This window comes from Pelagibius sp. (assembly GCF_028289705.1).
Lineage (GTDB): Bacteria > Pseudomonadota > Alphaproteobacteria > Kiloniellales > Kiloniellaceae > Pelagibius.
Genome location: NZ_JANQOI010000013.1, coordinates 38585 through 61331 on the forward strand (window position 1 = coordinate 38585; position 22747 = coordinate 61331).

The 22747-nt window shown below is 66.8% G+C and carries 24 protein-coding genes and 1 tRNA gene; 9 read left to right on the top strand and 16 right to left on the bottom strand.

Going from position 1 to position 22747, the window contains the following annotated elements; translation table 11 throughout:
* Positions 1 to 25: 25 nt before the first annotated feature.
* Both Q0996_RS01260 and Q0996_RS01265 read left to right on the top strand, forming a co-directional pair.
* Positions 26 to 739 carry a helix-turn-helix transcriptional regulator gene (locus Q0996_RS01260; RefSeq protein WP_299615181.1) on the top strand — a complete coding sequence of 238 codons (714 nt, stop codon included), beginning with the start codon at positions 26 to 28 and terminating at the stop codon, positions 737 to 739.
* Between the two features lie 9 nt (positions 740 to 748).
* A complete protein-coding gene (locus tag Q0996_RS01265; RefSeq protein WP_299615182.1) occupies positions 749 to 1606 on the top strand; it encodes an alpha/beta fold hydrolase in 858 nt (285 codons plus the stop codon).
* Positions 1607 to 2059: 453 nt separating this feature from the next.
* Here Q0996_RS01265 and Q0996_RS01270 read toward each other — a convergent pair whose 3' ends face one another.
* The 3 genes from Q0996_RS01270 to Q0996_RS01280 all read right to left on the bottom strand — a co-directional run bounded on the left by Q0996_RS01270 (position 2060) and on the right by Q0996_RS01280 (position 3949).
* Complete coding sequence (locus Q0996_RS01270; protein ID WP_299615184.1) at positions 2060 to 2467, bottom strand: hypothetical protein; 408 nt, start codon at positions 2465 to 2467, stop codon at positions 2060 to 2062.
* 111 nt (positions 2468 to 2578) lie between these two features.
* The gene (locus Q0996_RS01275) at positions 2579 to 2818 is read right to left on the bottom strand and encodes a hypothetical protein (RefSeq protein ID WP_299615186.1); all 240 of its coding nucleotides are present in this window, start codon (positions 2816 to 2818) and stop codon (positions 2579 to 2581) included.
* A 192-nt stretch (positions 2819 to 3010) separates the two neighbouring features.
* Positions 3011 to 3949: an Abi family protein gene (locus tag Q0996_RS01280; protein ID WP_299615188.1), complete on the bottom strand. Its 939-nt coding sequence runs from the start codon at positions 3947 to 3949 to the stop codon at positions 3011 to 3013.
* A 515-nt stretch (positions 3950 to 4464) separates the two neighbouring features.
* Between Q0996_RS01280 and Q0996_RS01285 the strand changes: the two genes are divergently transcribed.
* Positions 4465 to 4541, top strand: a tRNA-Gly gene (locus tag Q0996_RS01285).
* 400 nt (positions 4542 to 4941) lie between these two features.
* On the opposite strand, the gene Q0996_RS01290 is transcribed toward Q0996_RS01285, so the two are convergent.
* Genes Q0996_RS01290 through Q0996_RS01300 form a run of 3 tightly spaced genes read right to left on the bottom strand, consistent with a single transcriptional unit; the run spans position 4942 to position 7108 of the window.
* On the bottom strand, positions 4942 to 6462 hold the full coding sequence (locus tag Q0996_RS01290) for a YifB family Mg chelatase-like AAA ATPase (protein WP_299615190.1): 1521 nt from the start codon (positions 6460 to 6462) through the stop codon (positions 4942 to 4944).
* A complete protein-coding gene (locus tag Q0996_RS01295) occupies positions 6459 to 6977 on the bottom strand; it encodes a hypothetical protein (RefSeq protein WP_299615192.1) in 519 nt (172 codons plus the stop codon). The genes Q0996_RS01290 and Q0996_RS01295 overlap by 4 nt, the downstream gene beginning before the upstream one ends.
* Positions 6974 to 7108, bottom strand: coding sequence for a hypothetical protein (locus Q0996_RS01300; protein ID WP_299615194.1), 135 nt, complete (start codon positions 7106 to 7108; stop codon positions 6974 to 6976). The genes Q0996_RS01295 and Q0996_RS01300 overlap by 4 nt, the downstream gene beginning before the upstream one ends.
* Before the next feature lie 444 nt (positions 7109 to 7552).
* On the opposite strand from Q0996_RS01300, the gene Q0996_RS01305 reads away from it, so the two are divergent.
* Positions 7553 to 8008 carry a phasin family protein gene (locus Q0996_RS01305; RefSeq protein ID WP_299615196.1) on the top strand — a complete coding sequence of 152 codons (456 nt, stop codon included), beginning with the start codon at positions 7553 to 7555 and terminating at the stop codon, positions 8006 to 8008.
* 230 nt (positions 8009 to 8238) lie between these two features.
* Here the strand turns inward: Q0996_RS01305 and gshB are convergent, their stop codons facing one another.
* The 5 genes from gshB to rsmI form a co-directional block, all read right to left on the bottom strand.
* Entirely contained in the window at positions 8239 to 9204 is a 966-nt protein-coding gene (gene gshB, locus Q0996_RS01310) for a glutathione synthase (protein ID WP_299615198.1), read from the bottom strand.
* A gap of 63 nt (positions 9205 to 9267) precedes the next feature.
* Positions 9268 to 10122, bottom strand: a complete 855-nt coding sequence (locus Q0996_RS01315) for a SirB1 family protein (RefSeq protein ID WP_299615200.1) — start codon at positions 10120 to 10122, stop codon at positions 9268 to 9270.
* Between the two features lie 97 nt (positions 10123 to 10219).
* Positions 10220 to 10870, bottom strand: coding sequence for a BON domain-containing protein (locus Q0996_RS01320; RefSeq protein ID WP_299615202.1), 651 nt, complete (start codon positions 10868 to 10870; stop codon positions 10220 to 10222).
* A 49-nt stretch (positions 10871 to 10919) separates the two neighbouring features.
* Entirely contained in the window at positions 10920 to 11333 is a 414-nt protein-coding gene (locus Q0996_RS01325; protein WP_299615204.1) for a YraN family protein, read from the bottom strand.
* Positions 11330 to 12169 (bottom strand): 16S rRNA (cytidine(1402)-2'-O)-methyltransferase, encoded by an 840-nt coding sequence (gene rsmI / locus Q0996_RS01330; protein ID WP_322096620.1) that lies wholly within the window; start codon positions 12167 to 12169, stop codon positions 11330 to 11332. Before rsmI ends, Q0996_RS01325 begins: the two co-directional genes overlap by 4 nt.
* Positions 12170 to 12354: 185 nt before the next feature.
* Here rsmI and Q0996_RS01335 point away from each other — a divergent pair, with 185 nt between their 5' ends.
* A complete protein-coding gene (locus Q0996_RS01335; protein WP_299615208.1) occupies positions 12355 to 13689 on the top strand; it encodes a penicillin-binding protein activator in 1335 nt (444 codons plus the stop codon).
* On the opposite strand, the gene hemW is transcribed toward Q0996_RS01335, so the two are convergent.
* From hemW to rph, 3 genes are read right to left on the bottom strand one after another with little or no spacing between them, the layout of a single operon-like run.
* On the bottom strand, positions 13682 to 14890 hold the full coding sequence (hemW, locus tag Q0996_RS01340; RefSeq protein ID WP_299615210.1) for a radical SAM family heme chaperone HemW: 1209 nt from the start codon (positions 14888 to 14890) through the stop codon (positions 13682 to 13684). The genes Q0996_RS01335 and hemW overlap by 8 nt on opposite strands.
* On the bottom strand, positions 14890 to 15492 hold the full coding sequence (gene rdgB / locus Q0996_RS01345) for an RdgB/HAM1 family non-canonical purine NTP pyrophosphatase (protein ID WP_299615212.1): 603 nt from the start codon (positions 15490 to 15492) through the stop codon (positions 14890 to 14892). Before rdgB ends, hemW begins: the two co-directional genes overlap by 1 nt.
* 34 nt (positions 15493 to 15526) lie before the next feature.
* Positions 15527 to 16246 (bottom strand): ribonuclease PH, encoded by a 720-nt coding sequence (gene rph, locus Q0996_RS01350; RefSeq protein WP_299615214.1) that lies wholly within the window; start codon positions 16244 to 16246, stop codon positions 15527 to 15529.
* Positions 16247 to 16458: 212 nt separating this feature from the next.
* Here rph and hrcA point away from each other — a divergent pair, with 212 nt between their 5' ends.
* Together hrcA and grpE are read left to right on the top strand one after the other, a co-directional pair.
* Complete coding sequence (hrcA, locus tag Q0996_RS01355; RefSeq protein WP_299615216.1) at positions 16459 to 17538, top strand: heat-inducible transcriptional repressor HrcA; 1080 nt, start codon at positions 16459 to 16461, stop codon at positions 17536 to 17538.
* Between the two features lie 44 nt (positions 17539 to 17582).
* Positions 17583 to 18305, top strand: coding sequence for a nucleotide exchange factor GrpE (gene grpE, locus Q0996_RS01360; protein ID WP_299615218.1), 723 nt, complete (start codon positions 17583 to 17585; stop codon positions 18303 to 18305).
* Positions 18306 to 18483: 178 nt separating this feature from the next.
* Here grpE and Q0996_RS01365 read toward each other — a convergent pair whose 3' ends face one another.
* Positions 18484 to 19146, bottom strand: coding sequence for an alpha-ketoglutarate-dependent dioxygenase AlkB (locus tag Q0996_RS01365; RefSeq protein ID WP_299615220.1), 663 nt, complete (start codon positions 19144 to 19146; stop codon positions 18484 to 18486).
* The gene (locus Q0996_RS01370; RefSeq protein WP_299615222.1) at positions 19143 to 19412 is read right to left on the bottom strand and encodes a hypothetical protein; all 270 of its coding nucleotides are present in this window, start codon (positions 19410 to 19412) and stop codon (positions 19143 to 19145) included. Before Q0996_RS01370 ends, Q0996_RS01365 begins: the two co-directional genes overlap by 4 nt.
* Before the next feature lie 261 nt (positions 19413 to 19673).
* Here Q0996_RS01370 and dnaK point away from each other — a divergent pair, with 261 nt between their 5' ends.
* Positions 19674 to 21632: a molecular chaperone DnaK gene (gene dnaK / locus Q0996_RS01375; protein WP_299615224.1), complete on the top strand. Its 1959-nt coding sequence runs from the start codon at positions 19674 to 19676 to the stop codon at positions 21630 to 21632.
* A gap of 178 nt (positions 21633 to 21810) precedes the next feature.
* On the top strand, positions 21811 to 22747 hold a 937-nt coding region (gene dnaJ, locus Q0996_RS01380; RefSeq protein WP_299615227.1), incomplete at its 3' end, for a molecular chaperone DnaJ.

The window sequence follows — 22747 nt, forward strand, 5'->3', positions numbered from 1 at the left end:
CTCACGCATCGCCTATCATCGAATTATGTCTGTAGACCCCTCCTTCGCCCTGATCGGGGCGCTGATCGGCGTGCCGGCGCGGGCCAACATGATGGCTTCGCTGATGGACGGCCGCGCGCAAACGGCGACGGAGCTCGCCTTCGTTGCCGGGGTGACGCCGCAGACCGCGAGCAGCCATCTGGCGAAGCTCACCGAAGCGGGGCTGCTGGCGGTCGAGCGTCAGGGCCGCCACCGCTACTACCGCCTTGCCGGCCCGGCGGTCGCCGAGGCGCTGGAGCCGCTGACCCACCTGATCCCCGACCGGCGGGTGCCGGAACGGCGCCGCGTCCATGCCCGGCGGGTCGGCGAGCTGCGCACGGCGCGCATGTGCTACGACCACCTGGCCGGGCGCCTGGGCGTGGCTTTGACGGACTCCCTGCTGAAGCGGCGCTACATGCGCCGGGTCGAGGGGGACTTCAAGCTCGGCCCCAAGGGCCGCGGCTTTCTGGCCGAGCTCGGCGTCGACGTCGAGGCCGCGGAGGGGCAGCGCCGCCACTTCGCGCGCTGCTGCCTGGACTGGAGCGAACGGCGCCCGCATCTCGGCGGCGCCCTGGGGGCGGCCCTGGCGGAGCGGCTGATGGCGGCAAAATGGTTGAAGCGGGACCGCAAGTCGCGCAAGGTCGTCGTAACCGCGGCGGGCAAGGCTGCCCTGCCTGAGGCCTTTCCGGGCCTCATCGCCGCGCTGGACAGCGACGACTGAAAGACCGGATTGATCGCCACACCCTCTTCAGACCTCGCACCGAAACCCTTCACGGTGACCAGCGGCCGGGCCGTCCTGGCCGGGGTCGAGGCCGGCGCTGAGGCCGGCTGGGGGCCGCCCCTGGTGTTTCTCCACGCCGGGGTGGCAGACCGGCGCATGTGGGAAGGCCAGCTCACCGCCTTTGCCGAGGACCACCGCGTCGTCGCCTATGACCGGCGCGGCTTCGGGGAGACCCGCTACGACGTCGAGCGCTTTTCCCACGTTCACGATCTGCGCGCGCTGATGGACGACCTGCAGATGCCCTCTGCCGTGCTGGTCGGCTGTTCTCAGGGCGGACGGATCGCCATCGACTTCGCGCTCGTTCATCCCGGCCGCGTCGAGGGCCTCTTCCTGGTTGCCCCGGCGGTGACCGGCGCTCCCGAGCCGCAGGACTTTCCGCCGGCCGTCCAGGCGGTTGTGGACCTGCTGGACGAGGCGGAAGAGGAGCAGGACCTGGACCGGGTCAACCAGATGGAAGCCTGGATCTGGCTCGACGGCCCGGCCGCGGAGGAAGGGCGGGTCTCCGGCCCCCTGCGCAGCCTCTTTCTCGACATGAACGGCGTCGCCCTCAACGCCACCGACCCGGGCCCGCAGAACAGCCCGGCCGACGGGCGGCCCGCCTACCGCCGCCTGCACGAGCTTGCCGCGCCGACCCAGGTGCTCTGGGGCGATGCCGACTTCCCGCACATGCAGCAGCGCTGCAACCACCTGGTCCAGGCCATCCCCCAGGCCCTGGGCACGGTGATGCCCGGCACCGCCCACCTGCCCAACCTGGAACAGCCCGCCCTCTTCAACCACCACCTCAGGGAATTCCTCGAGGGTCTCTGAGCGCGCTGGCGGAGAAAGCCCCCTCACCCAGCTTCGGCTAGAGCGGATCATATTTAGACGGAAACACGTCTGTGTTTGCGTCTAAATATGTGAATCCGCTCTACACTCGAGAATTAGAGCAGATTCACCAGGCTCGATGGATCGCTCCCACGATTCCATCGAACCAGGATCTGCTCTAGGTTCGGTCTCCGACCTCACCAAGCCTTCGCAGCCTGCCTTCGCCGAAGCGAAGCCGCTTCGGCTTCGCGCAGGCAGGCCCTCTCCCACGGCGGGGAGAGGGTATCCATTGGGCGGTTTGGTTCTCCCTCTCCCCTCGTGGGAGAGGGTCGGGGTGAGGGGGGGGATGACGCGCCGGGTGCCAGTCAACGACCACCGTGTCTCGACTGAAATCGAAGTGTGTATTTTGGCCAGAGCCGCGAGCGCTTCCGCCAGGGCGGGACCGCCGACGGTGCCTCAGGCGCTTTCGCGCTGTGCGGCGAAGGGGTCCTTGAGGCCCAGGTCCTCGTAGGCCGCGGCCAGAGAGGGGTGGAGCCGGTAGCGGGTCGGCGAGCCGCGCACGCCGGCGACCTGCTCGTAGAGCTTCACCAGCGGCTTCTCCTGCTCGCGCTTCACCACGAAGGCGGTCTGCGGCTCTGTCTGGTCCTTGGCGAAGCGCCGCGCGCAGTCGGAGATCCGGACCAGTTCCGCCAGGTCGAGCCCGGAGAGGTCGGCATGCCAGAGGTCCCAGATGGAAATGCGGCTGGGGTGGGCCGGAAAGTGCCCTTCCATGGCCGCGATCAGGTCGTCGGCGGTGACGCTGCCGCTGACGGTGAAGAGGGTGAGTGCCAGAGCCCGGCTGTATTGCGCGGAAATCTCAGCCATGGGCAACTCTAGGCATGATTGTCTTAACTAAATATGGCCATTCCGCTTACGGCCTCCCGTTTAGGGCCGCCGCATCAGCCCGTCCGGGTCCCGAGGGCGCGGTGCGGCGGCTCAGATCCGCACGTTGGCCTGCATGATGGCGAACATCTCCTGCTCCAGGTCGGCGCGGCGTTTGCGCAGCGCTTCGTCGCGCTGGGCCTGGTCCGGGTCTTCGCGGGGGTTCAGCTTGCGGATGCCCGCGGTCAGCTCCGCGTGGCGTGCGCAGAGGTCCTCGAAGTCGGCGTCCTCCGCCGAGATGCGGGTCAGCATGTTCTTCAGGCGGCTGACCACCAAGTCGAAATGGCTGCTCATCCCAATCCCCTGTCCTCAGTGTCGTTGAGCCCCTTGTTCGGCCGGGGCCGAGAGGACTGTAGCGCGAAGCGGCCCGGGGAGCACTTGCCTCGGCGCGACCATTCCTGGCGCGCCTCACCTTCCCGGCAGTTGCCGCCGGTAGATCAACAGAAACGAGCGACAGCACAAGTTCAACGCGTAGCGGCGTTGACACTAGTTGTTAGGCTTCTCAAGTGACCAGAACTCCGTTTCCGACCAACCATCACGAAATCCCATAGCTTCCAGGCTCACCTTTGGTCGATCATCGATCAGCTCGCGCAAACGGTTGGACCAAAGCGATCCATCTGCAATTACCCTTAGTAAATGATGGGTCATGGCGCATACGCTGTATACCGTGCGATTGGAGCTTCTAGGCCAGTCACTTGAATAACTGTGAGGAATCTTTGGCTGAATGGTAAAGGAACGATTCCATACGCGTTGATGATGTGCGCACACGTTCCTTGCGAAGCTCAATGCGTGAAGCCAGCTTTCAAGAATGCTGTGATGAGGAACCTCAAACTGCTTGGCTACGGCAACCCTGTATGAGCCCTTCAGCCTCTGGTAAATCTTTGAAACGGACGCAAAGGACAAAACTTCCATCAGCATCCAACCAGGCGGGTGATGAGGGCCGCTGTAAGTTCGGTAGAAGTGCGAGATAAATTGCTGATGATGGTTCTTCGGATCGTCACCAAGCACATCTTCTATGAGCACCAGGATCTTGTCGTGGTGCCCAAAATCGAAATGCTGTGGGTCAGAGAGCCAAAACGGGTCAGCGGTGACGCTGAGCGAATTTGAAATAGCTGCCTTGACAGCTATCTCAATTCTCTCCAGCGCATCCATGAGGAGGTTTCGCAGCTTTCTGTCGAAGATGTAGAGGTTCAAAACATCTTCAAACTCGACTTCCTGCCTAAATACAGGTTCTTTGCTCTTTGGGTCTTTGTAAAAGTATCTGAAGTATCCAGAAAAGCGATAGTAGCTGATGAAGTTAAGATAGTGAGATAGTCGAGAAGGGTCCGGTATAACAAGACCACGAGCTTTCAAGAGGCTTACCTGTTCTTCTATGGTAAGCGCAGGTTTGTCAAAAAACTCCCTGGTAACTCTTCTTTCAGCCACAAAAAAAGCCCCCCTGAGGCGCTTCTTCGAGAGGCGTGGGAGGCGTTGTTGACTTCTAAATAAGCCTCCGAGTCACGCAAGTCAATAAGAAACTAAACCCTTAATATGCAATTAAGCATGATCATCCCTTATTGGTTGAATATGGATATGTCAAGACTCGCCGTAGTCAATGGGCTGCGAACTGGCAACCACTTCAACGCTAGAGACCTCTAAAGTTATTGCAGGTGGCCTCGGCAAGCAGCCTGCGGCCTTAGAATCTAGGGTGGCCAAATACTTCAGGATCCGACGCAGTGCTTTCGGACTGCCGCCATGAAAATCTGAGATTGGTCAAGACATGACGCCCAGATCTGGACACACCTGGTGTGTGATTGGCTACTCGGCCCCATATACGGTACCAAACTACAATATATTGGGGTTATCCCGATTTATAACGCTAACGATAGTTGACCCATCGAGCTACATCACCCAAAATAAGAACGCCCCGCTCTGCCGGGAGCGGGGCGTTTCGGTGAGCGGCGTCCGTAGCTCAGCTGGATAGAGCGGGACTGTCCCAAAGTTCAGGTCGCTGGTTCGAGCCCAGCCGGGCGCGCCACCTCAAACTCAGATCATAGAGGGAGACGGTTAAGCCCGTCTCCCTTTTTCCATGACTGAATCGTCGCACGATTTGAGTCGTTCAGCAAGGAGATTTTTGCCAAAATCTTCCAAGCTGGAGTCTATGTATTGGCTGAAAACCGGGAATTTCGTTGGCAACTGTCAAAAAGGCAGTGGGCCTACCTTACATGGCTCACCCAAAACACTGGTTTGGGGCGGACCGAGAAGGATGTTGCCCAGTATCTGCTAACTCAAAAACTGCAGGAATTGCGGCTAAGCCACTACGCTGAACCATCGCCTGAAGGTGACATCGAGCCAACCGATCAGCCTAAAGGCTAAACAGCAATCTTCACCGCACGTTTGGCGTTTTCCTGGCCTTTGCTGTTGCCGTCTTCCGATACTCACCTCCCCGGCAGTTGCCGCCGATAGGTCAGGGCTTCGGCGATGTGGGGGCGTCGGACGGCTTCGGCGCCTTCCAGGTCGGCGAGGCTGCGGGCGACCCGGAGCACCCGGTGGTAGCCGCGGGCGGAGAGCTTCATGGCCTCGGTGGCCTGGGTCAGCAGGGCGCGGCCCTCGGTGTCCGGGGCGGCGACCTCTTCCAGCAACTGCCCATCCGCCTCGGCGTTGCTGCGCGGGCGCGCGTCTTCGGAAACCTTGGCGTAGCGGGCCGCCTGGCGGGCCCGGGCCTCGGCGACCCGGGCGGCGACGGCGTTCGAGCCTTCGGCCGGCGGCGGCAGGGAGAGGTCGGCGGCGCTCACCGCCGGCACCGCAACATGCAGGTCGATGCGGTCGAACAGCGGGCCGGAGATCTTGGCCTGATAGTCGGCGGCGCAGCGCGGCGCCCGGGCGCAGGCCTGGGCCGGGTCGTCCAGATAGCCGCAGCGGCAGGGGTTCATGGCAGCGACCAGTTGGACGCGGGCCGGATAGGTGACATGGGCGTTGGCCCGGGCGACGGAGACCCGGCCGGTCTCCAGGGGCTGGCGCAGGGCTTCCAGGGCGCCGCGCTGGAACTCCGGCAGTTCGTCCAGGAAGAGCACGCCGAGATGGGCGAGGGAAATCTCCCCCGGCTTGGCGCGCAACCCGCCGCCGGCCAGCGCCGGCAGTGAGGCCGAGTGGTGCGGATCACGGAACGGCCGCTCCCGCAGCAGCCCTGCCTCTCCCAGGGTACCGGCGACGGAGTGGATCATGCTCACCTCCAGCGCCTCGGCAGGCGCCAGCGGCGGCAGGATGCCCGGCAGGCGCGCGGCAAGCATCGACTTGCCGGCCCCCGGCGGCCCGGCCATGAGCAGGTTGTGGCCGCCGGCAGCGGCGATCTCCAGGGCGCGCTTGGCGCTCTCCTGGCCCTTGATGTCGGCAAGGTCGAGGCCGTTTGCCTGCCCGTCGGCGAGCGCCGGCTTGGGCGGGCTCAGCACCTGGCTGCCCTTGAAGTGGTTGACCAGGGCCAGCAGGGTGGCCGGCGCCAGCACCTCCAGGCCCTCGGCCCAGGCCGCTTCCCCGCCCTGCGCCGCCGGGCAGATGAGGGCGCGCTCCCGGGCCAGGCTGTGGATCGCCGCCGGCAGCACGCCGGCCACCGGGGTGATGCGGGCGTCCAGCGCCAGCTCCCCCAGAGCCGTGAAGCCCGCCATCTCGTCGGCGGGCAGGACGCCCATGGCGGTCAGGAGGCCGAGGGCGATGGGCAGGTCGAAGTGGCTGCCTTCCTTCAACAGGTCGGCGGGCGCCATGTTCACGGTGATGCGTTTGGGCGGCAGCGCCAAGCCCAGGGCGGAGAGCGCCGCGCGCACCCGCTCCCGGCTTTCCGCCACCGCCTTGTCCGGCAGCCCGACCAGCGAAAAGGCGGGCAGGCCGCTGCCCATCTGCACCTGCACGTCGATGTCCAGGACTTCGACACCAGAGAAGGCGACGGTGGTGATGCGGGCGGTCATGGCCAATGATCCAGGGCCAGCCACCACCCCCCTTCCAACTTGCGCCGGAAGAACACGATCTCAGACCCCATTTGGACATCGTCCAGCGAATCGACGATCTGGTCCGTTTGATCCGGCGCCCCAAACACAAACTTCTTGTAGTCGGCAGCTCCCACCCAACCGACCGACCAATACTCAATCCACAATTCGCATTCGTTGTTTGCGCTAAATATGGCTTGGACACCTTTGGCGTCGATCATCTCGAACAGAGCGTAGAAGTGGTCCCGCTCTGCGTCACTCACCAACGGGTCCGCCCACTCCGGGTCCATCATGATCACCTGAGAGCGACCGACGACCGTCTCCTCTCCATCTCGCTCTGCCTTTTCGCATATCCGCGCGCGGATTTCCTCAAAGACGGGCCGTTGGGTCTGAAACAGGTCGATCATCTGTTGATCCGACGGCGGTGTGTTGTCGAATCCAGCAAGGTGGAATGCGAGCGCGAGAATTCCGACAACTCCGAGAATGCATTTCGTCATGCAACAATCTTGTCTGGATACTTCGACCATTTCATGGCGAGGGCCGGCAGGCCCGCGCCCATCTGCACCTGCACGTCGATGTCCAGGACCTCGACGCCGGCGAAGGCCACCGTGGTGATGTGCGCAACCATGGCGGCCCCGTCTCCCTGTTGATCTCTCCCTCCGGGCGGCCCGGCCGGTCTCTTCCCAACGGCTGCCCGCGCAAGCGCCCTTTGTTAAGCGGCGCCGGCCCTGATCAATCTATAGGCGAGCCGCCGGTCTTGCCAAGGGACTCGGGCCCGCCGCCGCCTGAGTTGTGTCACCGATGGGCGGGCACCGGCAAAAAAAGGGAAATTGTCCCAGATCAATTATGGTTAATTTTTGTTAGGCTATGCTTATAAACGCGAAGCTCCAGCCTTAGGGGTCCTTTCGGTCCGCGACCCATGGCTGTGCGACGATCTTGCGATGCTCCGGCAGGATCGTTTACCAGTTTGGGTTGTGGTTTCGAGGGAGGCGTAAAGGAGACGAAACGGTAAGCCGGCCCCTGCGGCCGGTCCCCCCCAAAACCATAAGCGTCATGCAGGAGGCTCCAAGCCATGGCAACCGCCCGTAAGCAGACCACGAGCAGCAGCAGTCCCCCGCCCGAGAAGACCGGCGAAAGCCCCGCCGGCCTGTTCCCCGGCGGACCGTCCTACGAGACCTTCCTGGGGTCCAATAACGAAAACATCGCCGCCGCCATGAGCGCCGGCGAGGCCATGTTTGCCGGCATGGCCGAGGTGAGCCAGGAGATGATCACCTTCGCCGGCGAACGGATGCGCCACAACATTGAGTCCTCCGAGGACCTCGCCAAGACCAAGGACCCGGAGGAGATCTTCGAAAAGCAGTGCACCATCGCCCGTTACGCGGCCGAGCAGTACATCGAGGAAACCAGCAAGCTGATGGTCATGATGGCCCGCATCTCCCGCAACTGCTGGGCCCCGATGGAAAAACGCACCAAGGCCGCCTTGCACGACATGAACGGCAACAACGGCAATGGCGCGGCCGAGAGCTAAATCCTTCTCCCTAGCTTGGGATCACCGGCCGGCATTCTGCCGGCCGGTTTTTTTGTGCGCGGGTGCTGCGGCGTTCGCAGGCGAAGGCCCATCCTTCGAGGCTTCGCTGCGCTCCGCACCTCAGGATGAGGATTGCGTTTGGTATCGAACACCGACCTCATGCTGAGGAACCGGCAGAGCCGGCGTCTCGAAGCGTGCAAGGCGGCGGTGCGCGATGGTGCTGGTCGACTTCACACGCTGGGGGTGCGGTGGCCGGCGCCGTAGCGGGCCTCGATCACGTCCCAGATCTCCGCCTCCAGGCAGGCCTCGTCGAAGCGGTTGATCTCCTGCAGGCCGGTGGGGGAGGTGACGTTGATCTCGGTCATGTAGCCGCCGATCACGTCGATGCCGACGAAGATCAGGCCGCGCTCTTTCAGCGCCGGGCCGATGGCCTCGCAGATCTCCAGGTCGCGCTTGTCCAGCGCCGATTTCTCCGGCCGCCCGCCGACATGCATGTTGGAGCGCGCCTCGCCCTGGGGCGGGACCCGGTTGGTGGCGCCGGCGGGGCGCCCGTCGATCAGGATGATGCGCTTGTCGCCGCCGCGCACCGCCGGCAGGTAGCGCTGGACGATGATCGGCTCGCGGTAGAGGTCGGTGAAGAGCTCCAGCAGGGCCGAGAGGTTCTCGTCCTCCGGGGCGATGTGGAACACCCCGGCGCCGCCGTTGCCGAACAGCGGCTTGACGATGAGGTCGCGGTGCTCGGCACGGAAGGCCTCTATCTCACCGCGGTCGCTGGTGATCAGCGTCGGCGGCATGAGGTCGGGGAAGTGGGTGACGAAAAGCTTCTCCGGGGCGTTGCGCACATGCACCGGGTCGTTGACCACCAGGGTCTCCGGATGGACATGCTCCAGCAGGTGGGTGGCGGTGATGTAGGCCATGTCGAAGGGCGGGTCCTGGCGCATCAGCACCACGTCGACGGTCGCCAGGTCGACGCTCTGGGGGGCGCCCAGGCTGGCGTGGTTGCCGGCCTCGCGGCGCAGCGCCAGGGGGCGCATGCGGGCGTAGACCCGGCCGTCGCGCAGACTCAGGTCCTGCGGCAGGTAGTGGTAGAGGCCGTGGCCGCGGCGCTGGGCCTCCAGCCCCAACACGAAGGAGCTGTCCCCCTCGATGTCGATCTTGTCGACCGGGTCCATCTGAATGGCGACCGCCAGACTCATTTCTGTCCCAAACCCTTCTTTGTGGGCCTTCGTGCCCGGCTTGTTTTCATTGAGCGGGCCGCCTCAATTCAACTGCGTGCGCAGCCGCTGCAGCAGCTCGGCGATACTCTGCCGGTCCGGGTCCGGCCCCGCCAGTTCCAAATAGTGCTCGAAGGCCATGATCGCGGCGCGCATGTTGTCCAGGTGGGAGTGGAGGACGCCCGCTTCCTTCCACAGCCCGGCGCGTTCCGGGGCGATCATCAGCATGGTCTCGATGACCTCCAGGGCTTCGCCGCTGCGCTCCTGCTGGATCAGCCGCAGTTTGATGTTGTTCTGCAGACGCAACAGGATGTCGCGGTTGCCGACCCGGCTGGTGTGTTCGGGGCGCAGTTCCGCTTCCTCCCCGGTCATGGACTTCACCAGGCCGCGCAGCGCCGCCGCGTCGCGGACCTGCCCGCCGTTGAAGGGGTCGATGATGGCGCGCCGGCTGCCGAGGTCGAGGCGCAGCATGAAGTGACCGGGGAAGTTCAGTCCGCAGATCGGCCAGTCCTGGGCGCGGGCCGCGTGCAGATAGAGGATGCCCAGCGCCACCGGCAGGCCGCGGCGCCGGTCGATCACCCGCATCATGTTGGCGTTGTGAAGGTCGTCGTAGTTTCGCCGGTCGCCCTGATAGCTGTAGCGCTCCACAAGGACCTGGTTGAGTACGGCGATCCGCGCTCCGAGGTCGTCCTCCGCGCCCGCACGCGCCGCCAGCTCGGCGGTGTCGCGCTGCAGCAGAGAGAGGTGGTGGTAGTAGCGCTCCAGGCCCACCTGCGGCCGCTCCAAAGCGGCCAGCAACAGGGCCGCCTCGGCAATGTCGATCTCCTCGTCGGCCTGGCCGCCCACCCGGCGCAAGCTGCTTTCCAGGTCCTTGCGGTTGCTTGCCGTCGACCAGCTCACGGCGTGGCTTGCAGGACGTTGGGCGGAGGAAGGCTCGCCGGGTCGGACATCGTCGCTCCACTCTTTGCCGGGACGACCGCGATCACAATGGCCGGTCCTAGGATGACCGGGTCTGATCGTCTTTCAGGAGAATGTAGCTTACCACGCGGCGCACATGGGCAATGTCCTTGGCGTGGCCGATCACGCGGTCCAGTTCGGCCTGGGTCCGCGCAACGCCCATCAGAAAGACGGTCTTGTTCACCGTCTCCACCGAGAAATTGATGGAGGAGATCTCCTTGTCGAACAGCAGGGTGGTCTCGAGCTTGCTGCTGATCCAGGAATCCCGTGCCGCGTCGGCGAGATCGGAGGTGTCGTTCACCTCGATCTCGTTGATCACCTCCCGCACGCCCGGCGCCTGCCAGGCCAGGCGCACAGCCTCGACCCGCTGTTCGGGGCGCGGCACATTGCCGCTCAGCAGGACCCGCCGTTCCTGGACCTGCAGGTTCACCTTGCGGAACATCTGCTCGTCCGCCTGGAACCAGAGGTCGTTGATGGCGATGCGGATCTCCGTGTCGGCGACGCTGCGGCGGAATCCCTTCTCGGTTTGTGCCGCCGTGGCACCCGCGGCGCCGGCCCCCGCCGCCGCGCCCCAGAAGGTGCAGCCGCCGAGGGCGACGGCGGCCATCATCAGGCCGGCCAGGGTCAGCACCAGCCGGCCGCGGAGCGGCGGTGTATAGGGCCCGACAGAGGTCACGTCCCTTGACTGCATCACAGGTGATTTCCTCGGCGATTCGTGTGACTTGGGCGAGAGTGCTTTCCTAATAAGGCAAAGATGTGTCGCTTTGCCAGGCATCTTTCTGGTGGCGCAGCCAGGGTCTCCAGGGTCGCCCCAGGGCGGGCGCCAGCAGCAGGGCATCGAAGCGCTGATCCAGGTGGCCGAACTGCGGGTGGGCCTGCAGGAAGGCCTGGGAGGCACGCGCAACCCGGCGGCGCTGGCGCTGGGAGATCGCCTCGGCGGCGGTATCGATGTGATCGCGCCGCTTCACCTCGACGAAGACGAGCACCGCGCCGCGGCGGGCGATCAGATCGATCTCCCCCGCCGGACAGCGGTAGTCCCGGGCGAGGATTCGATAGCCCTTCAGGCGCAGCCAGCAGCCGGCGATCCACTCGGCGCGGCGGCCGCGGCGATAGGCGCGCTGCCGATCGAGCCGGCGCCCGGGCCCGGCGGTCAACGCTCCTCCTCGCTGTTGCCTTCGCCCATCTCTTTCGACAGCTCCAGCGCGCGGGCATAGACTTGGCGTTTCGGCAGGCCGCTGGCCGCTGCGACGATGGCGGCGGCATCGCGCAGGCTCGATCCGCGCAGTGCGCTGCGGAGCTGGGAGTCCAGATCGGCCGCGTCCGGCGCGCCGCTCTCCTCCGGCGGGCCCACCACCACGACGATCTCGCCACGCGGCGGACCGGCGGCCGCATAGTGGTCGGCGAGATCGTTCAAGGCACCGCGGCGCACCTCTTCATGAAGCTTGGTCAGTTCCCGCGCCACCGCGGCCTGGCGCGGCCCCAGCACTTCGGCCATGTCGGCCAAACTGGCGGCCAGGCGCGGCGCGGCCTCGAGGAACAGCAGGCTGGCCTGCAGCGCGCCCACCTCCTGCAGGCTCTTGCGCCGGGCGCCGGCCTTGGGCGGCAGGAAGCCCGCAAAGAGGAAGCGGTCGCTGGGCAGGCCGGAGAGCGACAGCGCCGCCAGCGGCGCCGAGGGACCGGGCAGGCTGGTCACTGGCAGGTCTTCGGCCAGCGCGTCGCGGACCAGCTTGAACCCCGGATCGGAAACCAGCGGCGTGCCGGCATCGGAGACCAGGGCGATGGCCGCGCCCGCGCGCAGCTCCCGCAACAGGGACTCGCGGGCGCGGGCGTCGCTGTGATCGTGATAGGCAGTGGTCGGCGTGGCGATGCCGTGGGCGCTGAGCAGCTTGCGGGTGGTGCGGGTATCTTCGCAGGCGATGCGCTTTGCCCGGCGCAAAACCTCGAGGGCGCGCAGCGTGATGTCGCTGAGATTTCCGATGGGCGTCGACACCAGATAGAGCCCGGCGGCGAGCGGTTCTTCCTGCGCCGTGCCGGCGCCGGCTTGCGGTTTACTTCGCGCGGACCCCTCGCTAGTCTCAGCGCTCCGCGAGGAGTATGGATGATCCCTTGGTTTTGCTGACATTCAGGCCGCGCCGATGGTGTGTTGGTGAGCTTGTCCTGCGGGGCCGGCGGGCATTGCTCCTGGCTGGACTGGCATTGTCGCTGACCGCCTGTGCGGCCCCCAAGGTACCCAGCCCGCAACCCGAGGCGCAACCGCCGCAGTTCCCGGCGATTCCGCAAGCCGGGGAGACCGGCGGCGAGCTGAACCAGAGCCTGGCGGATGTGAACGAAGCCGAGGCCGCCGCCGAGGCCGCCTTGGCAGCACCGGTCAAGGTCGGGTTGCTGCTGCCGCTGAGCGGCGGCCGGGGCGCGGTCGGGCAGTCCATTCTGAACGCGGCGCAACTCGCCCTCTTCGATCTGGCCGGCGAGCGTTTCACCCTGGTGGTGCGCGATACCCGGGGCACGCCGGAGGGCGCGGCCGCCGCCGCCCGCTCGGCCCTCGCGGCGGACGTGTCGATCATTCTCGGACCCTTGTTCTCCACCTCGGTGGAGGCGGTGAAGCCGGTGGTGCTCGAGGCCAACCTGCCGCTCATCACCTTCTCCAACAACACCGCGGTCGCCGATCCGCAGACCTTCGTCATGGGGGTGACGCCGCGCACCCAGGTGGATCGCGTGGTCGACTATGCGGTGGCCCGGGGCCTCCAGCGCTTTGCGGTTCTGGCACCGGAATCGCCTTACGGCACCTCGGTGGTGCAGTCGCTTCAGGAAGCCATTTTCCGGAACGGCGTGGAGCTCAGCCGGGTCGTCTTCTTCGATCCCCAGGCCCAGGACATCTCCGCAGAGGTGCGGGCCCTGGCCGACTACGATCAGCGCAGCGCAGCCTTGCAGGCGCAGAAGCGCTCGCTCGAAGCGCGCAGCGACGAAGCGGCGCAGCGGGCGCTTGCCCGCCTGAAAGGGATCGAGACTCTCGGGCCGCCGGCCTTCGACGTCATCCTGATTCCAGCCAGCGGCCGGCAACTGCTTTCTGTGGCGCCGCTCCTGGCCTACTACGATGTCGATCCCGGCGAGGTCCGCTTCCTGGGCACCTCCCTCTGGGACGATCCCTCGCTGCGCCGCGAGCCCAGCTTGCAAGGGGCCTGGTTCCCGGCACCGCCGCCGGCGCTGTGGCGGACCTTCAGCAACCGCTACAGGCAGACCTACGGCCAGAGCCCGCCGCGGGTCGCCTCCCTGGGCTACGACGCCGTGGCCCTGGCGGCGGTGCTGGAGCGCCGCGCCACCGCCGAAGGGGCCTTCGTCGCCTACACCGTCGACCGCATCACCCAGCCGGTGGGCTTCTCCGGCATCGACGGCATCTTCCGCTTTCTCGCCAACGGCCAGGTCCAGCGCGGCCTGGCGGTTCTGACGGTTGAGCCGGAGAGCTTCGTCGAGCTGGACCCGGCGCCCCAGTCCTTCGGCCAGGCGATCAACTGAGCAGATAGCCGAGCACGGCGTCGAGCCGCTGGCGCCCGCTCGCGGTGGCACGTAGCCCGCGGTCGTCGACTTCGATGTAGCCTTCGTCCTGCAGCCGGGCCAACCGGTCTTCGGGCAGCACGCGTTCCGGGGCCGCCCCGAGAACCCGCTCGAAGGCGCCGCGGGCAATCCCCTTGGTGAGGCGCAGGCCCATCATCACCAGCTCGATGCGGCAGTCGTCTTCGGTGAGCACATCGCAGCGGCGCCAGCCGTGGCCGTCGCGCTCCACCAGGTCCAGCCAGGGCTCCGGCGCGCGGTGCTGGCGCGTCGCATGCTTGACGCCGTCCCAGGTCAGCCGTCCGTGGGCGCCAGGACCGACCCCGACATAGTCGCCGTAACGCCAGTAGGTCAGGTTGTGGCGGCAGGCGGCGCCGGGGCGGGCGTGGTTGGAGATCTCGTAGGCCGGCAGCCCGGCGTCGTTCAACTGGCGGGCGGTATCCTCGAACAGCCCTGCGGCCTCCGCCTCGGCCGGGAGAACCAGATCGCCGCGCCGCCAGGCGGCCTGGAAGGCGGTGCCCTCCTCGATGGTGAGCTGGTAGAGCGCGATGTGTTCGGGCTGTAGCTCCAGCGCCGCCGTCAGCTCCCGGCGCCAGTCCGCCAGGCTTTGCCCGGGCCGGGCGTAGATCAGGTCGAAGGAGATGCGTGGGAAACTCGCGCGGGCCAGCTCCAGGGCCGCCAGGGCCTCCTCTGTGTCGTGCTGGCGGCCGAGAAAGGCCAGGGCCTCGTCGTTCAGGGCCTGGACGCCGAGGGACAGGCGGTTCACCCCGGCACGGGCGAAGCCGGCGAAGCGCTCGGCCTCCGCCGAGGTCGGATTGGCTTCCAGGGTGATCTCGGTCCCGGCCGGCAGGTCCCAGAGTGCGGCGATGCGCTCCATCACCGCGGCCACCGTCTCCGCCGGCATCAGCGAGGGCGTGCCGCCGCCGAAGAAGACCGAGGTGACCCTCCGGCCCCCGCTGTAAGAAGCGGCGTGCTCCAGATCGCGGAGCAGGGCACGGCGCCAGCGGTCCTGATCGACGCTCTCTCGGACATGGCTGTTGAAGTCGCAGTAGGGGCACTTGGACTTGCAGAAGGGCCAGTGCAGGTAGATTCCGAAACCGGGATCGTCGGTGGGTGTGGAGGCCGTGTCCCGCGGTGTGGCCAGCGGCTTGGACGCGGCGCTCATCAGCGGCCGTCCAGCAGGGCCTCGGACAGTTGGGCGAAGGCAAGGGCGCGGTGGCTCATGGCGTGCTTTCGTGCCGGGTCCATCTCCGCGAAGGTGATGTCGAAGCCCTTGGGCTGGAACATCGGATCGAAACCGAAGCCCCTGTCGCCGCGCGGCGGCCACACGAGTTCGCCCTCCAGCCGGCCTTCGAAAGACGCCGTCTCGCCATCGGGCCAGACCACCGAGAGATTGCAGACGAAAATCCCGCGGCGGTCGCCGCTGCCGCCCAGTTCACTGTGCACCCGCTCCATGGCCACCATGAAGTCGCGCTCCGGTCCGGCCCAGCGGGCGGTGTGGATACCCGGTTGTCCGTTCAGGGCCGGCACGGCGATCCCGGAGTCGTCGGCGATGGCTGCCAGGCCGGTGGCGCTGCAGGCGGCCCGCGCCTTCAAGAGCGCGTTCTCCTCGAAGGTGCTGCCGGTCTCCTCCGGTTCCGGCAGGCCGAGGTCGCCGGCGGAGAGCACCTCCAGCCCATAGGGCGCCAACAGGTCGGCGTTCTCCCGGTACTTGCCGGGGTTGTGGGTCGCCAGCACCAGCTTGTCGCCCGCAGTCAGCTTTCGCATGTCCGGCCTCACGGTCGTCATTCTTCGCCGATCCTCAGGAGAGCCCCAGTGCCTTGGCCTGATGGCTGCAAAGCTCGGCCACGCCCTTCTCGGCCAGGTCCAGCAGGCGGTCGAACTGGCTGCGCTGAAAGGGCACGTCCTCGGCCGTGCCTTGCACTTCCACGACGCCACCGGCCTTGGTGAGCACGAAGTTGGCGTCGGCCGCGGCGCTGGAGTCCTCGTCGTAGTCCAGATCCAACACCTCATGCCCCTGGTAGATGCCGCAGGAGATGGCGGCCACCTGGTCGCTGAGCGGGATCGCCTCCACCACGCCGATCTCCTTCAGGTGCTGAAAGGCCAGATGAAGCGCCACGAAGCCGCCGGTGATGGCCGCCGTGCGGGTGCCGCCATCGGCCTGAATGACGTCACAGTCGATGCGGATCTGGCGCTCGCCGAAGCCCTTGAGGTCGGTGACGGCGCGCAGGGAGCGGCCGATCAGGCGCTGAATTTCTTGCGTGCGCCCGCTCTGCTTGCCGCGGGCGGCTTCGCGGTCGGTGCGGCTGTTGGTGGAGCGCGGCAGCATGCCGTACTCCGCCGTCACCCAGCCACGGCCGGAGTTGCGCAGCCAGGGCGGAATGTTTTCCTCAATAGAAGCCGTGCAGAGCACATGGGTGTCTCCGAAGCGCGCCAGGCAGGAGCCCTCGGCATGCTTGTTGACGTCGGTCTGCAGCCGGATCTCTCGCAGCTGGTCGGTGGCACGGCCGGAGGGGCGCATCGGAAGACCTCTTGGTACGGGAAGAAACGGCAACGAACCCCAGAGGCGCGATGAACCCCGGAGGCGCGATGCCGGCGCGGCGGCAAGCTAACCCAGGCACCCGGGCGCGTCCAGCCGACTGCGCCCGGCCGGCGCGTTCCGCCGCCTAGCCCGGGTTTGCGGCGGTTGCGCCGCGTTGACCCGTCTGGTGGCGGTCACTACATTCCCAGGCGATGGAGCAGACAATCAAATCGCTGACGGACGCGCTTTCCGCGAAGGGCCTGAATGACCGCTCGCGCGAGGTGTTGAAGCACATCGTCGATGCCTATGTGGAAACCGGCGCGCCGGTCGGCTCCCGCACCCTGTCGCGCAGCCTGGGGCTGGGCCTCTCGCCGGCGACGATCCGCAACGTCATGGCGGACCTGGAAGACCTCGGCCTGCTGTTCGCGCCGCATACCTCGGCCGGGCGCCTGCCCACGGACATGGGCCTCCGGCTGTTCGTCGACGGGCTCCTTGAAATTGGCAACCTGACCAAGGACGAGCGCGCCCACATCGAAAGCCAGTGTGCCGCCGACGGCCGCTCCCTGCCCGAAGTGCTGGAAGAGGCAAGCGAGACCATCTCCGGCCTGTCGCGCTGCGCCGGGCTGGTGGTGGCGCCGAAGCTGGGCGAACCGCTGAAGCACATCGAGTTCGTGTCGCTCGGCCCGGGCCGCGCCCTGGTGGTGTTGATCTCGGTCTCCGGCGTTGTGGAGAACCGCATCATCGACGTGCCCGCGGGCATGCCCGCCTCCTCCCTGGTGGAGGCCAGCAACTTCCTCACCGCGCGGCTGCGCGGCCGCACCCTGGAACAGGCCCAGACCGAGGTCTTGCGGGAGCTGGAAGAGCAGCGCGCGGAACTGGACAATCTGACGACGCGGGTGGTCGAGCGCGGCTTGGCGAGCTGGGCGGGTCCCCAGGGCGCCGGCAAGGGCGGGGCGCTGATCCTGCGCGGTCAGTCCCAGCTTCTGGAGGACGTGACGGCGCTGGAGGATCTGGAGCGCATCCGCCAGCTTTTTGCCATGCTGGAAACCAAGGACACGCTGGTGCGCCTGCTGGACCTGGCCGGCGATGCCGAAGGGGTGCAGATCTTCATCGGCGCGGAAAACGAGCTCTTCGGCCTGGCGGGCTGTTCCATGGTGATCGCCCCCTACAGCAACTCCCAGCAACAGATCATCGGCGCCATCGGCGTCATCGGCCCAACCCGGATCGACTATGCGCGGATCATCCCCATGGTCGACTACACGGCTAAGGTCATCGGCCGCCTCGTCGGCTGAACACTCATCAAGTTCGCGTAGTGGAAAGGAGCGGCCGTCCCGTGATGGCGCAGGATAAGGAACAGAAGCAGGCAAAGCCGGAGAGCCCGGAGGCCGCCAACGGCGACGCGCAGGAGACAGCGGCGCAATCCCCCGAGGACCAGGTCAGCGAAGAGCCGCTGGTGGATCTCTCCGGGCTGGACGCGGCCGCCGCGCTCTCGCCGGACGAAGACCCGGTGGCCCTGCTGGAGGGCGAAGTCGCCTCCCTCAAAGACCAGTTGCTGCGGGCCATGGCGGAGACCGAGAACATCCGCCGCCGCACCCAGCGCGAGCGCGAGGACACGCTCAAGTACGCCGCCGTGCCGGTGGTCCGCGACCTCCTGGGGGTGGCCGACAACCTGCAGCGCGCCCTGGAAAGCGTGTCCGAGGAGTTGGCGGCGGAGAACGAGGCCGTCGGCAATCTGCGCCTGGGCGTGCAGATGACCCAGAAAGAGCTGATGTCGGTCTTCGAGCGCCATCAGATCCGGCCCATCACGCCGCTGGGCGAAAAGCTCGACCCGCACTTCCACGAGGCGATGTTCGAGATCGAGGACCCGGAGAAGCCGGCGGGCACCGTGGTGCAGGTGATCCAGGCCGGCTATCGCCTCCACGACCGCCTGCTGCGCCCGGCCCGGGTCGGCATTTCCAAGGGCGGCCCGAAGAAGGCCGCCGCCGAGGAAGCCGCACCCGCCGAAGACAGCGGCAGCGAGGACGCCAGCCCCGGCAGCACCGTGGATACCTCGGCGTAGCCCGCGAAGTCTTCTATGGTCACCCCGGCCTTGAGCCGGGGTCCATGGCAACTGCAGGCGTGGTGTCTGCACAAAAGCCGCCCGTGCGAACGGCCCAATGGATCCCGGGTCAAGCCCGGGATGACAGGTGTGGCGTTGGCCGACGCGCAGCTTGTGCTCCGGAAACAGCCTATCGGGGTCAAGCCGTCACCCGTCGCAGGGTGATGTTGAGGCGGCCGCCCTCATACGAGCGGCCCGCGCCCGAACCAACCTCGTCCCAACCTTCGTGGGCCAGCAGGCGGCTGGAGCCGCCCAGGATGCGGTCGATGCCGTGATAGGCCAGCCGCGCTGCGCCGGCCAGCACCACCGCGTCGCCGGAATGCAGCTTCATCGAGCGGGTCGGGCCGCGGCGCGCCAGCCCGCCGATGCGGAAGACGGCGCTGTCGCCCAGGGAGAGGGAGACCACCGGGGCGGCGAAGGTCTCCTCGTCCTCGTCGCGGTGCAGACCCATGCGCACCTTGGGGCCCTGGTAGAGGTTGACAAGGCAACACTGCGGCGGCTCGGGATAGCCGGCCAGATCGTCCCAGATCTCCAGCAGTTGCGCCGGGATCGCCGGCCAGGGGCGGCCGGTCACCGGGTGTTCGCGCAGGTAGCGGTAGCCCCCCGCCCGGTCGGAATACCAGCCGTGGCTGCCGGCATTGGTCATGCGCACCGAAAGCGGCCTCCCGCTGCGCGGCATCCGCGGCTGGTAGAGGGGTGCCTCGGCGACGACCTCGCGGAGGGCGGCGACGAGGCTCTCCTGCTGCGGCGCCGAAAGATAGCCGGGCCGGTAGCGGAAGCCCTCCGGGGGCACCCCGGTCATGGGCGACCCGGCCCGTCGTCCCTGTCGCCCCCGGCATCCCGGCGCCGGCGCGCGGCGGCGCGAGCCTTGAGGCGCAGGCCCCAGTAGGCGATCCCCGCCAGCACCGCCATGCCCAGGCCGACGCTGGCCAGCGGCCGGCTGCCGAACAGGGTCTCGCCGGTCAGGGTCAGCACCGCGCCCAGCATCACCGTGCCCACCAGCACGGCGATGATCGCCCGGTAGAGCGGATCGTCTTCCGGTCGCTGTTCGGGCGGTTGGCGCGTCATGGTCCCGGCTTCATCGTCCTCAAGGTCTTCTTCCGCCGGCTCGCCGGGGCCCCAGATCCGCCCCTTCGAAACGGTCTGTCAGCCCCGCAAACCCTAGCGTTAACGATTAGATTCTGTCCGCTTTGCGCCTTGCAGCAAGGCCTATGCTGCTTATATAAGCCCAGAACCCATGGTCATGAACGTTCTCTGGCGGAGATCCGCCGGGTGGTGCTGACTGCTCAGGCCGCCCAAGGGGTCTGCCGATCGAAGTGAGGAAAACAAATGAGTAAAGTTATCGGGATCGACCTCGGCACCACCAACTCCTGTGTCGCGGTCATGGACGGCAAGGACGCCAAGGTCATCGAGAACGCCGAAGGCGCGCGCACCACCCCCTCGATGGTCGCTTTCACCGACTCCGACGAACGGCTGGTGGGCCAGCCCTCCAAGCGTCAGGCGGTGACCAATCCGGAAAACACGCTGTTTGCCATCAAGCGCCTGATCGGACGGCGCTTCGACGATCCCATGACCAAAAAGGACATGGATCTGGTTCCCTACAAGATCGTCGACCACGATGGCGATGCCTGGGTCGAGGCCCAGGGCAAGGACTACAGCCCCAGCCAGATCTCCGCCTTCATCCTGCAGAAGATGAAGGAAACCGCCGAGAGCTTCCTCGGCGAGACCATCACCGAGGCGGTGATCACCGTTCCCGCCTACTTCAACGATTCCCAGCGCCAGGCCACCAAGGATGCCGGCAAGATCGCCGGCCTGGACGTGCTGCGCATCATCAACGAGCCGACGGCGGCTGCCCTCGCCTACGGGCTGGACAAGAAGGGCTCCGGCACCATCGTGGTCTACGACCTGGGCGGCGGCACCTTCGACGTCTCGGTCCTGGAGATCGGCGACGGCGTCTTCGAGGTGAAGTCCACCAACGGCGACACCTTCCTGGGCGGCGAGGATTTCGACGCGCGGATCATCGACTACCTGGCCGACGAGTTCAAAAAGGAACAGGGCATTGACCTGCGCCAGGACAAGCTGGCCCTGCAGCGCCTGAAGGAAGAGGCGGAGAAGGCCAAGATCGAGCTCTCCTCGGCCAACCAGACCGAAATCAACCTGCCCTTCATCACCGCCGATGCGAGCGGCCCCAAGCACCTCAACATCAAGCTCACCCGCGCCAAGCTGGAAGCCCTGGTGGAGGATCTTGTCGAGCGCACCATGGGCCCGGTGAAGTCGGCCCTGAAAGACGCCGGCGTTTCCCCCGGCGAGATCGAAGACATCATCATGGTCGGCGGCATGACCCGCATGCCCAAGGTCTTCGAGACGGTGAAGAGCTTCTTCGGCAAGGACCCGCACCGCGGCGTCAACCCCGACGAGGTGGTGGCCATCGGTGCCGGCATCCAGGGCGGCGTGCTGAAGGGCGACGTGAAGGACGTCCTGCTGCTGGACGTCACGCCGCTGTCCCTGGGCATCGAGACCCTGGGCGGCGTGATGACCCGCCTCATCGACCGCAACACCACCATCCCCACCAAGAAGAGCCAGACCTTCTCCACCGCCGAGGACAACCAGCAGGCGGTGACCATCCGTGTCTTCCAGGGTGAGCGCGAGATGGCGGCCGACAACAAGCTGCTCGGTCAGTTCGATCTGGTGGGCATTCCCGGCGCGCCGCGCGGGGTGCCGCAGATCGAGGTGACCTTCGACATCGACGCCAACGGCATCGTCAACGTCGGTGCCAAGGACAAGGCCACCGGCAAGGAGCAGACCATCCGCATCCAGGCCTCCGGCGGTCTCAGCGACGACGAGATCGACTCCATGGTCAAGGATGCCGAGGCCAATGCCGAGAAGGACAAGGAGCGCCGGGCGCTGGTCGAAGCGAAGAACCAGGCGGAATCCCTGATCCACACCACCGAGAAGACCCTGAGCGAGGCCGGCGACAAGGTGCCGGCCGCCGACAAGACCGCCGCCGAAGCGGCCATTGCCGAGCTGAAGACCGCCGCCGAGGGCGAGGATACCGAGGCCATCCAGGCCAAGACCCAGGCCCTGGCGGAGATCTCCATGAAGGTCGGCCAGGCGCTTTATGAGCAGGGCCAGGCGGCCGAGGGTGCCGGCGACGGTGGTGCCACGGCGGAGGGGCCCAACGGCGCCGATGCCCGCGACCAGGCCGCCGGCGAGGCTGCCGGGGACGACAAGGTCGTCGACGCCGACTTCGAGGAGGTGGACGACGACAAGAAGGGTCAGTCAGCCTAAGCGCGGCATCATGGATGCCCGAAGCAGCGAGCCAAAGGCCGGGCCAGAGCGGTCGCGCAGTCTGCGCCGGACCCTGGCCCGGCCTCGTTTCGTTGCGTAAGTTCCGGCTGGGGGCATTGGCTGGGGGCTTTTGGCGTAGGCTGTCGATGATCTGCGGGGGCGGGCAGCGATCGAAGGCATGAAGGACTATTACGAAACACTGGGCGTGTCGCGGGACGCCGACGGCGGGGCCATCAAGTCGGCCTACCGCAAGCTCGCCATGAAGTTCCACCCGGACAAGAACCCGGGCGATTCCGAGGCCGAGCACAAGTTCAAGGAAATCAACGAGGCCTACGAGGTCCTGGAGGACGGCGACAAGCGCGCCGCCTACGACCGCTTCGGCCACGAGGCCTTCACCAACGGCGGCGGCGGGCCGGGACAGGCCGGCTTCGGCGGCTTTTCCGCCGGCGGTTTCGCCGACATCTTCGACGAGATGTTCGGCGACTTCATGGGTGGCCGGCGCGGCAACGCGGCGGCGCGCGGCTCCGACCTGCGCTACAACATGGAGATCTCCCTGGAGGAGGCCTTCGCCGGCAAGACCGCGCAGATCCGCGTGCCCACCACGGTGACCTGCGATGCCTGTGGGGGCACCGGCGCCGAGGGCGGGGCGCAGCCGGTGACCTGCCCGACCTGCCAGGGCCGCGGCCGGGTGCGCGCGCAGCAGGGCTTTTTCACCATCGAACGGACCTGCCCGGCCTGCCACGGCGCCGGACGCGTCATCGACAACCCCTGCCGCGCCTGCGACGGCCAGGGCCGGGTGCACCGCGAGAAGTCGCTGCAGGTCAACATCCCCTCCGGCGTCGAGGACGGCACCCGCATCCGCCTGGCCGGGGAGGGCGAGGCCGGCCTGCGCGGCGCCCCGCCGGGCGACCTCTACATCTTCCTCTCGGTCACCCCGCACCGCCTGTTCCAGCGCGACGGCGCGAACATCTATTGCCGGGTGCCGATCCCCATGACCACCGCGGCCCTGGGCGGATCGGTGGAGGTGCCCACCATCGACGGCGGCCGCGCCAAGATCACCGTGCCCGCCGGCACCCAGGCCAACCAGCAGTTCCGCCTGCGCAGCAAGGGCATGC

Coding starts and splice junctions, on each gene's coding strand:
- hrcA (WP_299615216.1), top strand. CDS start 16,459: ATGGAGCAGACAATCAAATCGCTGACGGACGCGCTTTCCGCGAAGGGC.
- Q0996_RS01370 (WP_299615222.1), bottom strand. CDS start 19,412: ATGACGCGCCAACCGCCCGAACAGCGACCGGAAGACGATCCGCTCTAC.
- rdgB (WP_299615212.1), bottom strand. CDS start 15,492: ATGCGAAAGCTGACTGCGGGCGACAAGCTGGTGCTGGCGACCCACAAC.
- Q0996_RS01365 (WP_299615220.1), bottom strand. CDS start 19,146: ATGACCGGGGTGCCCCCGGAGGGCTTCCGCTACCGGCCCGGCTATCTT.
- Q0996_RS01290 (WP_299615190.1), bottom strand. CDS start 6,462: ATGACCGCCCGCATCACCACCGTCGCCTTCTCTGGTGTCGAAGTCCTG.
- Q0996_RS01275 (WP_299615186.1), bottom strand. CDS start 2,818: ATGAGCAGCCATTTCGACTTGGTGGTCAGCCGCCTGAAGAACATGCTG.
- Q0996_RS01300 (WP_299615194.1), bottom strand. CDS start 7,108: ATGGTTGCGCACATCACCACGGTGGCCTTCGCCGGCGTCGAGGTCCTG.
- dnaK (WP_299615224.1), top strand. CDS start 19,674: ATGAGTAAAGTTATCGGGATCGACCTCGGCACCACCAACTCCTGTGTC.
- Q0996_RS01260 (WP_299615181.1), top strand. CDS start 26: ATGTCTGTAGACCCCTCCTTCGCCCTGATCGGGGCGCTGATCGGCGTG.
- rph (WP_299615214.1), bottom strand. CDS start 16,246: ATGCGCCCCTCCGGCCGTGCCACCGACCAGCTGCGAGAGATCCGGCTG.
- Q0996_RS01305 (WP_299615196.1), top strand. CDS start 7,553: ATGGCAACCGCCCGTAAGCAGACCACGAGCAGCAGCAGTCCCCCGCCC.
- Q0996_RS01270 (WP_299615184.1), bottom strand. CDS start 2,467: ATGGCTGAGATTTCCGCGCAATACAGCCGGGCTCTGGCACTCACCCTC.
- gshB (WP_299615198.1), bottom strand. CDS start 9,204: ATGAGTCTGGCGGTCGCCATTCAGATGGACCCGGTCGACAAGATCGAC.
- grpE (WP_299615218.1), top strand. CDS start 17,583: ATGGCGCAGGATAAGGAACAGAAGCAGGCAAAGCCGGAGAGCCCGGAG.
- Q0996_RS01320 (WP_299615202.1), bottom strand. CDS start 10,870: ATGCAGTCAAGGGACGTGACCTCTGTCGGGCCCTATACACCGCCGCTC.
- hemW (WP_299615210.1), bottom strand. CDS start 14,890: ATGAGCGCCGCGTCCAAGCCGCTGGCCACACCGCGGGACACGGCCTCC.
- Q0996_RS01295 (WP_299615192.1), bottom strand. CDS start 6,977: ATGACGAAATGCATTCTCGGAGTTGTCGGAATTCTCGCGCTCGCATTC.